This window comes from Acidovorax sp. LjRoot194, from assembly GCF_964253015.1.
Taxonomy (GTDB): Bacteria; Pseudomonadota; Gammaproteobacteria; order Burkholderiales; family Burkholderiaceae_C; genus Acidovorax.
On record NZ_CAXUQB020000001.1, the window covers coordinates 4,611,303 to 4,626,864 of the forward strand.

Below are 15,562 nucleotides of genomic sequence, written 5' to 3' on the forward strand. Positions count from 1 at the left end.
GCAATAGCGGACGGCGTGTAGGGCCACACCGCCATGCCAGCACATCGCCGCTCAGGCGGCGGTAGCCGCCGCTCCCCGGCGCAGCAGATGGGCATGCACCGCCCCCGCCTTCAGATGCCGGTGCACCACCAGCCCCCAATCCGCCAGCTCCTCATCTACCCACACCCGCGGTGCCTCCAGGTAGATATGCCCATCGGGGGCCACGGCACGCGCTGCGGCCTGCAGTGCCTTGCCAAAGATATCGCTGCCGAACGGCGGGTCGAGCAGGATCAGGTCGAGGCTGCCGGGCCCGGCCTGCTGCAGGGCAGATAGGCCGTCGCCGCGGGTCACCCGCACGGTGGTGGCCTTCAAGCGCTGTTGCTGGGTGTTGAGCTGCGCCACCAGGGAGGCATCGTTCTCCACCAGTTGGACCGCCGCGGCGCCGCGCGATGCGGCTTCCAGGCCCAGGGCGCCGGTGCCGGCGAAGGCGTCGAGGCAGCGCCAACCAGTGAGGTCCTGGCCGAGCCAGTTGAACAACGTCTCGCGCACGCGGTCTGGCGTGGGGCGCAGGCCGGGATGGCGGGCGACTGCGAGGCGGGTGCGTTTCCACTGGCCGCCAATAATGCGGATCTCGCCCGCGCCCTTATGGACGGCCGGGTCGGTGGGTGCGGCATTGCTTTGGGGACCTTTCGGCTTCGCTGTAGACGCGGCGGTTGCGCCCGCGTTTTTGCCGCCGGGCAGGTCGCTGGGGCGCAGGGTGGAGCGGCTCATGGCTTGCCTCCCACCACTACGGTCACCATGCGCTCGGGCTGCAGCTTGCGGGCCATGGCGGCGCGCACTTCGGCCACCGTGAGGGCATCGACCTTTTGGGTCCACTTGTCCAGGTAGTCGAGCGGTAGGTCGTTCCAGGCGATGTTGGCCACGTTGCCCAGCAGTTTCTTGTTGCTGTCGATGCGCAGTGCGAAGCCGCCGATGAGGTTGTCCTTGGCGGCACGCAGCTCGGCCTCGGTGGGGCCTTCGGCCACGAAGCGGGCGATGACCTCGCGCGAGACCTTGACGGCCTGGGCCGCCTGGTCCGGGCGGGTCTGCAGGCCCACGGTAAAGGCACCCGCATGCATGCCGGCGGCAAAGTAGCTGTACACGCTGTACGAGAGGCCGCGCTTTTCACGCACCTCGTTGGTCAGGCGCGAGACGAAGCCACCGCCGCCCAGGATGTGGTTGCCCACCAGCAGCGCGATGAAGTCCGGGTCGCGGCGCTGAAAGCCGGGCTGGCCGATCAGAACATGGGCCTGAGCCGACGCGAACGGGATGTTCTGCTCGGCCGGCGCAGTCAGCGCGTTGATCTCGCCAACTGCTGGCAACGGCGCGCAGCCCGACGTGGCGGGCAGGCGCGAGAGCAGCGTGGCCACCAGCGTCTGTGCCTGCGCACGCGACACGGCGCCCACGATGCTGACCTTGGCACGGCAAGCTGCGATGAGCTGGGTGTGAAAGGTCTGCATGTCGGCGATGTTGACGCGCATGAGGCTTTCTTCCGTGGTGCGCAGGCCGTACGGGTGGGTGCCGTACACGGCCGATGCAAATGCGTAGCCCGCCACGGTCGCTGGACGCGTGGCCGCTTCCTTGAGGCTGGCGGTCCAGCGGGCGCGGTCGCGTGGCCACACGTCGGCAGGCCAGCTGGGCTCGCCGATCTGGCGGGCGGCCAGGCGGGCGGCCTTGTCGAGCAGCGGCGGGTCGGTGAGCGAACGCAGCGAGTAGTGAAGTGCATCGTTCTCGGCACCGGCCTCGAAGTTCGCGCCCAGGTCGGCCCAGGCCTCGCCCAGGCCGTTCTCGTCCAGCGCGGGCTCGCTGCCCACAGCCTTGACGCCCTTCGATGCCATGGTGGCCACCGCGCTGGCCAAGCCTTCTTTACCGGAAGGATCGCGGCGACTGCCGGCGTCGAAGTCGATCTGCACGTCCACCATGGGGATGACCGGGCTTTCGACCAGATAGACCTTGGCGCCGTTCGCCTCCGTCCAGTGCTGAATGGGCAGCAACGCCCAGGCAGGGTTTGAATAAAAAACCACTCCAGCGCTTATCAGGCAAGCGCGAGCAGCTATATTTTTGATAGTAATCATGTGCAATGGCCCAAGGCTTGTTCAACGGATCACGGTGCCAGGGGGCAGTGTGGGGCGGGCGCGCAGGCCCTCCAGGGGCTGGGGCAGCAGCGTGCCCACGGTGAGCTGGTCGTCGCCGAAGTACTTGGCGGCCACGGCCTGTACCTGGGCTGGCGTCACGGTGCGCAGCAGCGCCAGCAGGCGCTCGTTGGCGTCGAGCGGAAAGCCCTGGATCCAGTTGCCGCCCAGCTCCTGGGCCTGGTTCATCACGGAGTCGCTTTCGTACACGGTGGAGGCGATCCACTGCGTCTTGACCCGTGCCAGTTCGGCCTCGCTCACGCCGTCACGCGCCACGCGGGTGACTTCGGCGCGCAGCGCGTCTTCGACCTGCTGCGCGGTCTTGCCCGCAGCGGGCACGCCACTGAGCATGAACAGGCTGGGACCGCGGCCGGTGACCATGGCGCCGCTGCTGGCACTGTCGGCCACACGGTTCTCGCCCTGGGTCAGGGCGCGGTCCAGGCGGGCACCGTCATAGCCGCTGAACACGGCCGACAGGACCATCAATGCCAGAGCATCGTTGTCGGCGTCGGTGAGCTTGTCCAGCCGCTCCAGGCTGGGCGTGCGAAACGCCAGCGCCACGTAGGCCTGCTCGGCCGGGGCCTTGACGGCGATGCGGCGCATGCCTTGCTGTACGGGCTCGATGCGCGGCTTGCGCTCGGGCAGCGCATGGGCGGGGATGCTGCCGTAGTACTTTTCGGCCCAGGCGCGCACCTTGGCGGGGTCTACGTCGCCAGCCACCACGACCACCGCGTTGGTGGGCGTGTACCACTGGCGGTAGAAGGCGCGGGCGTCGTTGGGGGTGAGCGCATCCAGGTCGCTCATCCACCCGATGATGGGGCGGCGGTAGGGCGATGCGATGAAGGTGGTGGCAAAAAGCTGCTCGGACAGCACGGCCCGGGGCTGGTCTTCGGTGCGCAGGCGGCGCTCTTCCTTCACCACCTCCAGCTCTTTCTTGAATTCCTCATCCGGCCACTGGTTGTTGGCAAACCGGTCGGATTCGAGCTTCATCACGTCTTCCAGCCGATTGGACGGGATCTGCTGGTAGTAGCCCGTGTAGTCGCGGCTGGTGAACGCGTTTTCGCGCCCGCCCAGGGCGGCCACGCGGCGCGAGAAGTCGCCGGGCGGCAGCGTCTTGGTGCCCTTGAACATCATGTGCTCGAGCACGTGGGCGACGCCCGTGACGCCATCGACCTCGTCCATGGAACCCACGCGCACCCACACCATGTGCACCGCGGTGGGTGCGCGGCGGTCCGGCTGCACGATGAGCTGCATGCCGTTTTTGAGCGTGAACAGCTCTGCGCCAGAGGCCGTACTGGACGGCGTGGCGGGGGTTGGAACAGCCGGGGTGGTCGCCGCAAAGGCAGCCCCGGACGAGAGGCAGGCCACCAGGGCCAGAAGGGTGAAAGCGCGTTTCATAGAATGGCTGATTCTAAGAACCCGCCAATGTTCAGTTTTTTCAAGAAAAAGCCCTCCCCCGAGTCCACCCCGGCCCCGGAAGCCGCCGCACCTGCGGCCGCCCCTCCGGTCACAGCCGCGCCGACCACGCCCCCAGCCCCTTTAACCCCTCCATCGGCGGCCCCCGCCCCGACTGCGGCGCCTGTGCCGCCCTGGCCTGCCGCGCCTGCCCCAGCGGCTTCCGGGGCCGTGCAACCCGTTGCGCCAGTCGCAGCGCCAGCCCCCTCGGCCTTCGGCTGGCTGCGCAATCCTTTTGGCAACAAGACGGCGGAGCCGCCACCCTCAACGCCGGTAGCCGCCCCGGTACCTACACCGGCACCTGCGCCGGTGTCCACGCCGGTGTTTGCGCCCGTGGCGGTACCTGCAGCGGCACCTGTGCTTGCGCCCCCTGCGGTGACGCCGCCTGCCGCAGCGCCCGCTCTGGCGCCCGCCGCTCGCGTCCCTGCGCCCGCGCCGTCCACCCCGGCCGTCGCACCATCTCCGGCTCCGGCTCGGGCTCCGCTCGCGCCGTTCATGGCGCCCACACCAGTGCCAGTGCCGGTGTCAGCACCAGCCCCCGCTGCAGCCATCGCCGCCGCCCCTGCCGAACGCACGGGCTGGCTCGACCGCCTCAAGTCCGGCCTGCGCAAGACCGGCACCAGCATCACCACGGTCTTCACCGGCACTCAGATCGACGATGCGCTGTACGAAGAACTGGAAGAAGCCCTGCTCATGGCCGACACGGGCGTCAAGGCCACCACGCACCTGCTGCAGGACCTCAAGCGCCGGGTGAAGGATGCCAAGGCCACCGACCCTGCAGCGGTCAAGGGCCTGCTGGCTGACGCTTTGGCCGACCTGCTGCGCCCGCTGGAAAAGCCGCTGGTCATCGGCGAGTTCACGCCCACCGTGATCATGGTGGCGGGCGTCAATGGCGCGGGCAAGACCACGTCCATCGGCAAGCTCACCAAGCACCTGGCCGACGAAGGCGCCGCCGTGCTGCTGGCCGCGGCCGACACCTTCCGCGCCGCGGCGCGCGAGCAGCTCGGTGTCTGGGCCGACCGCAACACGGTGGAGATCGTGAGCCAGGAAGGGGGCGACCCGGCCGCCGTGAGCTTCGATGCCGTGACGGCCGGCAAGGCACGCGGCAAGGACGTGGTGCTGGTGGACACCGCCGGCCGCCTGCCCACGCAGCTGCACCTGATGGAAGAGCTGAAAAAGATCCGCCGCGTGGTGACCAAGGCCGATGCCACGGCACCGCACGAGGTGCTGCTGGTCATCGACGGCAACACCGGCCAGAACGCGCTGGCCCAGGTGCGGTCTTTTGATGATGCACTGCAGCTCACCGGCCTGATCGTGACCAAGCTCGACGGCACGGCCAAGGGCGGCGTGCTGGCCGCCATTGCGCAGGAGCGCCCGATCCCGGTGTACTTCATCGGCGTGGGCGAGAAGCTGGAAGACCTGGAAACCTTCAACGCACGCGAATTCGCCCAGGCACTGCTGAGCTGAATCCGGCAGCCTCCACGGCGCGCCATGGCCCCTTGCCGGGGCCATTTTCACGTTTACGGATCACGGTTATTCCCCCATGATGGACCTTTTCCGTCCAGAAGAAAACGTGTGGAAGGCCCATGTTCATTGAGCTGGTCAAAGGTCTCGCCCTGCTGCTGGCTCTGTGTTTTCTGCACAGCACTAGCATCCGGCTGTGGCGCCATCATCCGTTGACCGGACAGGCCGTCTCCGGGGTCTTGTTTGGCGGCATCTGCGTGGTCGGCATGCTGACTCCGGTGGTGTTGATGCCAGGGGTGATCTTCGACGCACGCTCGGTGGTGCTCAGCATGGCGGGCCTGTTCGGCGGCCCCCTGGTGGCCTGCATTGCCGCCGCCATGGCTGCTGCGGACCGGCTGTGGCTGGGCGGTGGCGGTACCGAGGTCGGCCTGGCCAGCATCGCGCTGTGCACGGTGCTGGGGCTGCTTTACCGCGAAGCGCGCACGCGCGGGCGCCTGAGCGTGAACCTGCTTCCGCTGGCCCTGTTCGGGCTGCTGGTGCATGTGGCGCTGCTCGGCGTGTTCCAGTGGCTGCCGCCCGCCGCGGTGGCGCGGGTGAACGAGACGCTGGCTCTGCCCTTTTTGCTGACCTTTACTCCTGCCACAGTGGCGCTGGGCCTGCTGCTGCGCGACGTGGAGCAGCGCTTGGCCACCGAGCTTGCCCTGGCCGGCAGCGCCGCCCGGCTGCGTGCCATTGCGCATGCGATCCCGGATGTGCTGCTGGTGCTCGATGCGCAGGGGCGCTATGTGGAAGTGCTGTCGTCCGACGATGCATCGCTCGCGGCCAGCCCTGCACAGCTGATCGGCAAACGCCTGCACGACGTGCTGCCTGCCGCGCAGGCAGACCGCTTTCTGCGGCTGGTGACCGACACGCTGCAATCGGGCCAGACCCACAGCATGGAGTACGAGATGCAGACGCAGTCGGGGCTGCGGCATTTCGAAGGCCGGACGCAGCCACTGGGCGTGAAGGTGGGTGGGCTGGCGGCCGTGGCCTTTCTTGCGCGCGACATCACCCACCGCAAGCAGGCCGAAAGCGCGCTGCGCGAGTCGGAGCTGCGCTTTCGTTCGCTGCTGCGCAACATCCCATCCATCTCGGTGCAGGGCTACCTGGCGGACGGCACCACGAGCTACTGGAACAAGGCTTCCGAGCACCTGTATGGCTACACGGCCGAAGAGGCGCTGGGCAGCAACCTGCTGGACCTGATCATCCCGCCGCCGATGCGCGAGGTGGTGCGCGGCAACGTGCAACAGATGTTCGCCACCGGCGAGGCCATCCCCGCGGGCGAGCTGCAATTGCGGCGCAAAGACGGCACGCCCGTGCACGTGTTTTCCAGCCACGCCTACATCCAGGTGCCGGGGCAGCCGGCCGAGATGTTCTGCATCGACATCGACATCTCGGGGCGCAAGGCGGCCGAAGACGAGGCGCGGTACCTGGCGTTCTACGACGCATTGACCCAGTTGCCCAACCGGCGCCTGCTGGTGGACCGTCTGCAGCAGGTGCTGGCCAGCGGCGCGCGTTCGGTCCTGACCACGGCGGTGCTTTTTGTGGACCTGGATAACTTCAAGACACTGAACGACACCCGCGGGCACGAGGTGGGCGACCTGCTGCTCAGGGAAGTGTCCGAGCAGCTGCGCCGCTGCGTGCGCGAACAGGACACCGTGGCGCGCCTGGGCGGCGACGAGTTCGTGGTGGTGCTGCAGGCCCTGAGCAGCGATGCGGCCGAAGCCGCCGCGCAAGCCCGCACGCTGGGCGAGCTGATCCTGGCCCAGTTGCGCCAACCCTCGGTCCTGGCAGGCCACGAGCACCATTTTTCGGCCAGCATCGGGATCACGCTGCTGCGGGGCCACCAGGACTCGGTGGACGAAGTGCTCAAACAGGCAGACATGGCGATGTACCGCGCCAAGGACGCCGGGCGCAACACCCTGCGGTTTTTCGACCCCGACATGCAGCAGGCGGTGAACCGCCGCGCCCAGCTGGAAGCCGAACTGCATGCGGGCCTGCGGCAATCGCAGTTTGTGCTGCTGTACCAGCCGCAGGTGGACAGCCGCGGGCACGTCATCGGCGCCGAAGCCCTGGTGCGCTGGATGCACCCGGTGCGCGGCATGGTGCCGCCAGCGGAGTTCATTGCGCAGGCCGAGGAGTCCGGCCAGATCGTGCCGCTGGGCCATTGGGTGATGCAGACCGCACTGCGCCAGCAGGCGCTCTGGCGCGAGGACCCTGCCCTGGCCCGGCTGGCGCTGGCCATCAACGTGAGCGCGCGGCAGTTCTTGCAGGACGACTTTGTGGCCCAGGTGCTGCAGCTGCTGCAGGACACGGGGGCGGACCCCACGCGCATCAAGCTCGAGCTGACCGAGAGCCTGCTGCTGGACAACGTGGACAGCGTGATCGCCACCATGCGCGCCCTGAAAGCCCACGGCGTGGGCTTTTCGCTGGACGATTTCGGCACGGGCTATTCGTCGCTGAGCTACCTCAAGCGCCTGCCACTGGACCAGATCAAGATCGACCAGGGCTTTGTGCGCGGGGTACTGCAGGAGCCCAACGACGCAGCGATTGCGCGTTCGATCATTGCGCTGGCGGACAGCCTGGGGCTGGACGTGATCGCCGAAGGGGTGGAGACCACGGCGCACCATGAGTTTCTGCTGGCGCACGGCTGCAGGTCTTTTCAGGGCTACTTGTTCGGGAGGCCGCTGGCGCTCGATGTGTTCGAGCGGCAGGCGCGCGAATCATCGTTGCCTGGCTGATTTGCACCTCGCAAGCTTTGCCCCCGGCCAGCGCCCGGCGGCGCACAGTGCGCATAGCCACAAAAAAAGCGCCCGAGGCGCCTTTCTTGTCAGCGGGGCCAGAGCCCAGCCATTACATCGCGCTGATTTCGCCCGACGAGATCTGGCCTGCGCGCAGAGCCTGGGCAGCCTGGGCCTGCACGGCAGCGCGATCAGCGGTGGACTTGTAAGTCACCACGCGGGAGCCTGCGGGTTCGATGCTGCGGGTCTGGGCCACGCTGGTGGCTTCTGCAGCCACTTCGGCACGGGTGCGGTTGGTGTCGAACTTGGCAGCGAACTGCGAAGCATCGGCTTCGTCAGCGTGGGCGCCAAAGGCAGCGAAAGCGGACACAGCGGCGATGGAGAGGAAACGTGCGGTCTTGTTCATGATGGAACTCCTGTGCAATCGGGTGAATAAAGATGAGGATCGAAAGTACCTAGGTACTCAGTGATACGGGACGCTGAATCGATTGGATTCAGATCAACCCTGCTCACCCGAAGGGATCTGGCCGGTGCGCACAGCGTCGGCAGCCTGGGCACGCACGGCAGCGCGATCAGCGGTGGACTTGGAGGTCACGACGCGCGAACCTGCTGGCTCGATGCTGCGGTTCTGGGCGACGGTGGCAGCTTCTGCAGCCACTTCGGCGCGGGTGCGGTTGGTTTCGAACTTGGACACGTATTGCGAAGCGTCGGCTTCGTCGGCTTGTGCACCGAAGGAAGCGAAAGCGGCAACGGCGGCGATGGAGAGGAAGCGTGCGGTGTTGTTCATGATGAAAGTCCTTGAAGTTAAAAAGCGTCTCAATAAAGCCGGGACAAAACAATTCTTGAACCGGGCTCGGTGAGTCGCCTTGCGGGTTCGGCTCATCGATGGTTTGAACTGTACGCCGGTGGTGTTCAAAGAAAAACCGTCCGGTCGCGAACTGACTGTTCTGTAAATGGCAACAATCGTTTCCCACGCTGAATTGCAGATAGCCGACGCAAGAATCACCAAAAATGCGGGCGGTTAGCTGCATCATTTGCAGCAATGACCGCGCCTATTGGAGGTCACTTGCAGTCATTAGATGGGATCAAAGCTCACATTAATCCTATATGAATCAATGGCCTGCGTGCGAATTGGCCGACACTCGCGACGCATGCCGCCCTACTCCCGACGTCATGCGGGCCATGGCACCATGGACGAACAACCAGAGGGAACTTGTGGTTTAGCACTCGATCTGAACGAGTGCTAATATTCACGGCTTAGAGGAAAGGATTCCTGGAATGAACATTCAGTATGGAACCGCGACGACGACTTTGGCGCCTTCCAACCCCTGGGCGCTGGTGCCCCCATTGGGCAATTTGGACGCCTATATTTCGGCCGTCAACCGCTTGCCCCTGCTCACCCCCGAGGAAGAGCAAACCTACGCCCGCCAACTGCGTGACAACAATGACGTGGATGCCGCCGGACGCCTGGTGATGTCGCACCTGCGCCTGGTGGTGTCGATCGCTCGCCAGTACCTGGGCTATGGCCTGCCCCACGGCGACCTGATCCAGGAAGGCAACGTGGGCCTGATGAAGGCCGTCAAGCGTTTCGACCCCGAACAGGGCGTGCGCCTGGTGAGCTACGCCATGCACTGGATCAAGGCCGAGATCCACGAATACATCCTGAAGAACTGGCGCATGGTGAAGGTGGCCACCACCAAAGCCCAGCGCAAGCTATTCTTCAACCTGCGGTCCATGAAGCAGGGTTTCAAGGCCGACGCTGCAGCCGCCGACGCTGCGACGCACCGTGACACCCTGTCGGACAGCGAGATCAACGCGGTGGCCGCGCAGCTCAATGTGAAGCGCGAAGAAGTGATCGAGATGGAAACCCGGATGTCGGGCGGCGACGTGTTGCTGGACCCCGCTCCATCGGATGACGGCGAACAGGCGTTCGGCCCCATCGCCTACCTGGCCGACGCTTCGCATGAGCCCACCGCCATGATCGAGTCGCGCCAGCGTGACGCGCTGGCCACCGATGGGATCGCCACGGCCTTGGAAAGCCTGGACGACCGCAGCCGCCGTATCGTGGAAGAGCGCTGGCTCAAGGTCAACGACGACGGCTCGGGCGGCATGACGCTGCACGAACTGGCTGCTGTCTATGGAGTCAGCGCTGAGCGCATCCGCCAGATCGAAGTGGCTGCGATGAAGAAGATGAAGAAGGCGCTGGCGGAATACGCATAAGCATGCGCACGGTTTGCCAGCGGCAGCACGAAGTAGCGCGTTAACATCGCTGCTTCGCGGCTGGTATACACACCAAAGGGCCCCGTCGGGGCCCTTTGCCATTCCAGCCTCCCGAACGAATAATTCCAAGGAGATGCTCTTGTCACGCCCTGTTCCCCGCCGCGCCGCCCTGGCATTGGCGCTTGCCGCCCTGTCACCCTGGGCCCTAGCGCAGCAGTCCGCCCAGAAGCCCGCCACCAAACCAGCGGCGGCGGCTGCTCCCGCTGCGGCTGCGGCATCCGTGGCCTGGCCGACCAAGCCGGTGCGCATCATCGTCGGCTTTCCCGCAGGCTCTTCCCCGGACCTGACGGCACGCACCATCGCCGAGCCCCTGTCCAAAGCGCTGGGCCAGCCGGTGATCGTGGAGAACAAGGTGGGCGCGGGTGGCAACATCGGTGCCGATGCGGTGGCCAAGGCGCGTGACGACCACACCATCGGCCTGATGATCAACGGCAACATGACCATCGCCAAGATGCTCAATCCGGCCGTGCCCTACGACCCGATCAAGGACCTGGCGCCGTTGAGCCTGATCGGTACCTCGCCGCTGGTGCTGACCGCGCCTGTGAGCCAGCCGGGCGTGTCGGCAACGGCCGATGCGCGCGAATTCTTCGTGGCCGCCCGCAATGGTGGCGACAAGTGGAGCTACGGCACGCCGGGCGTGGGCACGGTCGGCCACATCGGCACCGAACTGCTCAAGTCGCGCAGCAACATCAACCCCGTGCACGTGCCCTACCCCGGCTATCCCCAGGTAGCCACGGCCATGCTGGGCGGCCAGTTGCAGATGGCGCTGCTGCCGCCCGCCCTGGCCCAGGCCCAGGTCAAGGCCGGCAAGCTGCGCGCCATCGGCGTCACGTCCGCGGGCCGCAGCCCGCTGGTGCCGGATGTACCGAGCCTCGCGGAAGCGGGCATCACGAACTTCAACCTGGAAATCTGGAACGCCTTCGCAGCCCCGGCCACCATGCCCAAGCCCATCCAGGCCAAGGTGGCGGCGCTGATCAGCGAGATCGCCCGCAGCCCGGATGTGCGCAGCAAGCTGTTCCAGCAGGGCTGGCAGGTGGTGGGCACCTCGCCCGAAGGCCTGGCCAACCGCATCAAGGCCGACACCAACCTGCTGGGCGGTGTGATCGCCATGCGGGGCATCAAGGCTGAGTAAAGGCACTGGGGTGCACCCATGACCATCACAAAGGGCCCGCAAGCGGGCCCTTTGTCGTTTCGCGACGCACTGCCGACGCAGGCGTGGCGGGGCGATGGAGGTGATGGAGGCGGGCAGCCCGCCCGGCTCAGGCCGCCTCGCCCAGGAGCGCCTTGACGTCCGAAGCCAGCGCCTGCGCGCCGCTGCCGTAGCGGTTGTAGACTCGCAGGCGCCCTGCCGTGTCGTACACGTAGCTGCCGGCGGAGTGGTCCATCGTGTAGCTCGTGGGCGTCTTGCCGTCGACCTTCTTGTAGTAGATCTTGAAGTCCTTGGCGACGGCGGCCAGCTCTTCGGGCGTGCCGCGCAGGGCCAGGAAGCTGGGGTCGAAGTTGGTCATGTAGGCCTTGAGCACTTCGGGGGTGTCGCGCTCCGGGTCCACCGTGACGAAGATGCCCTGCAGGCGCTCGCCGTCCTTGCCCAGCATCTGCTTGACCTCGGCCAGCTCCTGCATCGACGTGGGGCAGACATCGGGACACTGCGTGAAGCCGAAGAACACCACCACCACCTTGCCGGCAAAGTCCTTGATGTGGCGCGGCTGGCCGTTGTGGTCGGTCAGGGGCAGGTCACGGGCATAGTCTGCGCCGGTGATGTCCACGCCGCGGAACTCGGCCTTCTTCTCTGTGCATGCCGTCAAAAGCCCGCCACCGCTGATGGACAGGGCGGCAACAGCTATCGTTTTAAGAGCATTTCTCTTGAGCATGGTATTTACAGCACGTAGTGGTCCACCAGCAGCGCCGCGAACAGCACGCTCAGGTGGATGAGTGAAAAACGGAAGGTCTTGCGCGCCAGCGCGTCCGAGTAGTTGCGCCACAGCGCAAAGCCATAGCCGCAAAAGCCCGCGCTGAGCACCACCGCAGCCGCCAGGTAGATCCACGAGCTCATGCCGTACACGAAGGGCATGAGGCAGCCAGCGAACAGGATCAGCGTGTACAAAAACACCTGCAGCCGCGTGAACTCGTTGCCGTGGGTCACGGGCAGCATGGGCAGTCCGGACTTGCGGTAGTCCTCCACGCGGTACAGCGCCAGCGCCCAGAAGTGCGGCGGCGTCCACAGGAAGATGATGAGGAACAGGATCAGCGCCTCGGGGCCCACATCGTTCGTCATGGCCGCCCAGCCCAGCACCGGGGGCATGGCGCCGGACGCGCCGCCGATCACGATGTTCTGCGGCGTGAGGGGTTTGAGGATCACCGTGTAGATCACGGCATAGCCGACGAACGTGGCGAAAGTCAGCCACATGGTCAGCGGGTTCACCCAGAAGTAGAGCAGCAGCGAGCCGGCTGCGCACAGCGCGGCCGAAAACAGCAGCGTCTGGGCGTTGGACAGCTCGCCCTTGGCCGTGGGGCGCCAGGCGGTGCGCTTCATTTTGGCGTCGATACCCTGCTCCACGATGCAGTTGAAGGCCGCCGCCGCGCCGGCCACCAGCCACACCCCCAGACAGGCGATGACCATCAGACCGAACTGCGCCGCCGTGGGCATGCCCGGCACCGCCAGCACCATGCCGATGAGCGCGCAAAACACGATGAGCTGCACCACGCGCGGCTTGGTCAGCGCATAGAACTGCGCAAAGCGTGACGGCGGGGAGACAAGGGCGGGGGCAGCGGTCATGCGGAGACTCTCGATGCGCTCGAACGCGCGGGGACATTGTGGGTGGCAGCGGCCACGCGGCTGGACGCCAGCGCCCAGGTCAGCACCACCACCAGCGCCGCGGCGCCACCGGTGTGCAGCACGGCGGCGACGAGGGGCCAGTCCAGCACCACATTGGACAAGCCTGTGGCCAGTTGCAGCAGCGCCAGGCCCGCCAGCCACCGCGCCTGTACCGGCAGCGCGCCGGTGCGGTGCAGGCGCCATGCGGTCAGGCCCAGCGCCAGCAGCACCACATAGGCCGCAAGCCGGTGGACGTAGTGGATGGCGGTCAGGCCCGCAAAACTGATGTGGCTGCCGTCCTGCAGCATGCCGAGCGCGCGCCAGATCTGAAAGCCCTGGGCAAACTCCATGTCGGGCCACCAACTGCCCTGGCAGGTGGGAAAGGTCGTGCAGGCCAGCACCGCGTAGTTGGTGCTGACCCAGCCGCCCAGCACCACCTGCGCGCTGACCAACACGCCCGTCCACACCAACCCACGGCGCAGACCGGCGGAGATGCCCACGGGCGCCTTGCCCAGCGCGCTGTGGGTGTGGCGCACGGCCTGCACACACAGCAGCGCCAGCAGCACCAGGCCGCCAATGAGGTGCAGCGTGACGATGGCAGGAAAGAGCTTCATGGTCACTGTCAGCGCACCGAAGGCGCCCTGCAGGCACACCCAGAACAGCGTGAACGTCGGCCACCAGGGGCTCAGCGGCGGTCGCTCGCCCTCGCCCCGCGCAGCGCGGCGATGCTGCACCCAGGCAGACACCGTCAGCACGATGATGAGCACGCCGACACCGGTGGCCAGATAGCGGTGGATCATCTCGACCCAGGCCTTGCCGTGTGTGACCGGGCCCGTGGGCATCGCCTCCTGCGCCGCAGCGATCTCGGTGCGCGCGCCGACCGGGCTCGCGCTGCCATAGCAGCCGGGCCAGTCGGGGCAGCCCAGGCCCGAGTCGGTCAAGCGCGTGAACGCACCGAACAGCACCAGATCGAAGGTGAGGAATAGCGTGAGCACCGTGAGGGCCTGCAGACGGCGCAGCGGTGAGCTGCCGCGGTTGCGCAGCCCCACCCAAGCCAGCGGGCCCAGGGCGATCACCACGCCCAGCAGCATCATGCGGGCCAGCGGAGCGAGGTCGTACAGGGGCTGTGACGCGTCCATCAGGGCTTTCCGGGCCGGCCGGCCTCGTCCCAGGACGACGAGGCGCGCAGCAGGCGTTCCAGGTCACGCTTGGCCTTGGCCGCGCCGCTGCTGTCCATGGCGGCCGGAAAGCGCATCATCCAGTTACCCATGGGGTCCACCACGTAGAGGTGCTCGGCTATCTGGTGGCCGTCGGCCGGGGCCAACCAGGCGCTCAATGCCGCGCCATCCACCCGCAGCGCCGTGGCTTTTTGAATCGCTGGCTGCAATTCGGCAGGGATCGGGGCGCCATCGTTCACGAGCCACACCCAGTCCACACGGTCCTTTTCCCTGCCGACGCTCTCACGCAGTTGCCGCTGCAGGTACAGGTGCTTCTGGCACGCCGCATCGCAGGCGCCCCCGGCGACGCTGACCAAGAGCCATTGGCCTTTGAGCGACGACAGCTGCACCGGTTTGCCATCCAGCGCCGTCGCGGTCAACGCGGGCATGGTGCGCTGGGGATCGATCAGCTCGCCGTAGTTGCGCCGGCCCTCGGGGCGGATCACGTAGTAGGTGAAGTAAGAGGCGACGACCGGGGCCGCGCAGATGAGCAGCACGCCCAGCATCTTCCAGCGGCCGTGGTGCGTGCGCTGCGCCGACGCCACCGCATCGCCTGCAGCAGGCAGCGTGTGCACGGTCAGGCCCAGGGGATGCTCGTCCCCCTGGCCCTCAGGCGGCAGGCTGGCTGCGCGGGCGAATGAACCGTCGGACGAGTTGGAACCAGACATAGAGAAGTGCAATCAGGCCGCAGAGCCCGAACCATTGAAATGCGTAACCGTAGTGTTTGTCGACACCGGCGCCGACCACGGGCCAGTCGCGTTGCAAGCCTTCGCTCGCTGCGCCGGTTTGGAGCACCGTGAGATTGGCGAGCGCAAGACCGGTTTCGGTGCGGTACGCTGCCAGGTCGAGATTTTGCCGGATGCGGGAAGACCCCTGAACGCTATCGGCGCCCTGGAACTCATAAAGCCGCGATGGCGCCGCAGCCACGCGCCCTTCGACGCGGACTACCGCACTGGCAGGGGTCTGGATTTGCGGCAGTGCGGTGCGGTCCTGAAAATTGCGCGGTGCCCAACCCCGCTGTACCAGCACCACGCCACCGCCCGGCGCGCTCAGTTGCAGCGGTGTCAGCACGAAGAACCCGGGGCGGCCCTGCATCTGGCGGTTGTCGAGGTAGACGGTGTGCTCGGGCAGCCACCGCCCTTCCAGCACCACCGCACGGTGCACCAGCGCCTGGCTGCCCGGCGCTGACGCAGCGGCGGCTGGGCCCGCGCTGAGGAACAGGCTGGAGCCATCGATGGCGGGCATCCGCCCGCGCTCATCCAGAGCGGTCTGCAGGGATTCCTTTTCTGCAGCGCGCGACAGCTGCCAGCGCCCGAGCGACGCCGTAACGGCCATGCCCACCAGCGCGGCCAGGGCGATCAGCCAGAAACGCAGGCCCACAGGACGTTGGATAGCGGTCAC

General features: G+C 66.8%; 14 protein-coding genes. 4 read left to right on the forward strand and 10 right to left on the reverse strand.

The window, feature by feature from the left end; genetic code table 11:
• Window positions 1–51: 51 nt before the first annotated feature.
• From rsmD to ACSQ3N_RS20940, 3 genes are read right to left on the reverse strand one after another with little or no spacing between them, the layout of a single operon-like run.
• Complete coding sequence (rsmD, locus tag ACSQ3N_RS20930) at window positions 52–750, reverse strand: 16S rRNA (guanine(966)-N(2))-methyltransferase RsmD (protein ID WP_056167771.1); 699 nt, start codon at window positions 748–750, stop codon at window positions 52–54.
• Window positions 747–2,093, reverse strand: coding sequence for a M16 family metallopeptidase (locus ACSQ3N_RS20935; protein WP_436147348.1), 1,347 nt, complete (start codon window positions 2,091–2,093; stop codon window positions 747–749). The genes rsmD and ACSQ3N_RS20935 overlap by 4 nt, the downstream gene beginning before the upstream one ends.
• Window positions 2,094–2,114: 21 nt before the next feature.
• Window positions 2,115–3,548 (reverse strand): M16 family metallopeptidase, encoded by a 1,434-nt coding sequence (locus ACSQ3N_RS20940; RefSeq protein WP_436147349.1) that lies wholly within the window; start codon window positions 3,546–3,548, stop codon window positions 2,115–2,117.
• 552 nt (window positions 3,549–4,100) lie between these two features.
• Here ACSQ3N_RS20940 and ftsY point away from each other — a divergent pair.
• A complete protein-coding gene (ftsY, locus tag ACSQ3N_RS20945) occupies window positions 4,101–5,072 on the forward strand; it encodes a signal recognition particle-docking protein FtsY (RefSeq protein WP_369817151.1) in 972 nt (323 codons plus the stop codon).
• Between the two features lie 119 nt (window positions 5,073–5,191).
• A complete protein-coding gene (locus tag ACSQ3N_RS20950; RefSeq protein ID WP_436147350.1) occupies window positions 5,192–7,849 on the forward strand; it encodes an EAL domain-containing protein in 2,658 nt (885 codons plus the stop codon).
• A 112-nt stretch (window positions 7,850–7,961) separates the two neighbouring features.
• On the opposite strand, the gene ACSQ3N_RS20955 is transcribed toward ACSQ3N_RS20950, so the two are convergent.
• The gene (locus ACSQ3N_RS20955) at window positions 7,962–8,255 is read right to left on the reverse strand and encodes a hypothetical protein (RefSeq protein WP_056167760.1); all 294 of its coding nucleotides are present in this window, start codon (window positions 8,253–8,255) and stop codon (window positions 7,962–7,964) included.
• Between the two features lie 93 nt (window positions 8,256–8,348).
• Window positions 8,349–8,636 (reverse strand): hypothetical protein, encoded by a 288-nt coding sequence (locus tag ACSQ3N_RS20960; protein WP_056167756.1) that lies wholly within the window; start codon window positions 8,634–8,636, stop codon window positions 8,349–8,351.
• Between the two features lie 491 nt (window positions 8,637–9,127).
• On the opposite strand from ACSQ3N_RS20960, the gene rpoH reads away from it, so the two are divergent.
• Entirely contained in the window at window positions 9,128–10,069 is a 942-nt protein-coding gene (rpoH, locus tag ACSQ3N_RS20965; protein ID WP_056167754.1) for an RNA polymerase sigma factor RpoH, read from the forward strand.
• A 133-nt stretch (window positions 10,070–10,202) separates the two neighbouring features.
• Window positions 10,203–11,261 (forward strand): Bug family tripartite tricarboxylate transporter substrate binding protein, encoded by a 1,059-nt coding sequence (locus ACSQ3N_RS20970; protein ID WP_056167751.1) that lies wholly within the window; start codon window positions 10,203–10,205, stop codon window positions 11,259–11,261.
• 127 nt (window positions 11,262–11,388) lie between these two features.
• On the opposite strand, the gene ACSQ3N_RS20975 is transcribed toward ACSQ3N_RS20970, so the two are convergent.
• The 5 genes from ACSQ3N_RS20975 to ACSQ3N_RS20995 are packed head-to-tail and all read right to left on the reverse strand — an operon-like array spanning window position 11,389 to window position 15,562.
• Window positions 11,389–12,000, reverse strand: a complete 612-nt coding sequence (locus ACSQ3N_RS20975; protein WP_056167749.1) for an SCO family protein — start codon at window positions 11,998–12,000, stop codon at window positions 11,389–11,391.
• 5 nt (window positions 12,001–12,005) lie between these two features.
• Window positions 12,006–12,905: a heme o synthase gene (gene cyoE, locus ACSQ3N_RS20980; RefSeq protein WP_056167746.1), complete on the reverse strand. Its 900-nt coding sequence runs from the start codon at window positions 12,903–12,905 to the stop codon at window positions 12,006–12,008.
• A complete protein-coding gene (locus ACSQ3N_RS20985; protein ID WP_056167743.1) occupies window positions 12,902–14,083 on the reverse strand; it encodes a COX15/CtaA family protein in 1,182 nt (393 codons plus the stop codon). Before ACSQ3N_RS20985 ends, cyoE begins: the two co-directional genes overlap by 4 nt.
• A complete protein-coding gene (locus tag ACSQ3N_RS20990; protein ID WP_056167740.1) occupies window positions 14,083–14,829 on the reverse strand; it encodes an SCO family protein in 747 nt (248 codons plus the stop codon). Before ACSQ3N_RS20990 ends, ACSQ3N_RS20985 begins: the two co-directional genes overlap by 1 nt.
• Complete coding sequence (locus ACSQ3N_RS20995) at window positions 14,771–15,562, reverse strand: SURF1 family protein (protein WP_056167737.1); 792 nt, start codon at window positions 15,560–15,562, stop codon at window positions 14,771–14,773. Before ACSQ3N_RS20995 ends, ACSQ3N_RS20990 begins: the two co-directional genes overlap by 59 nt.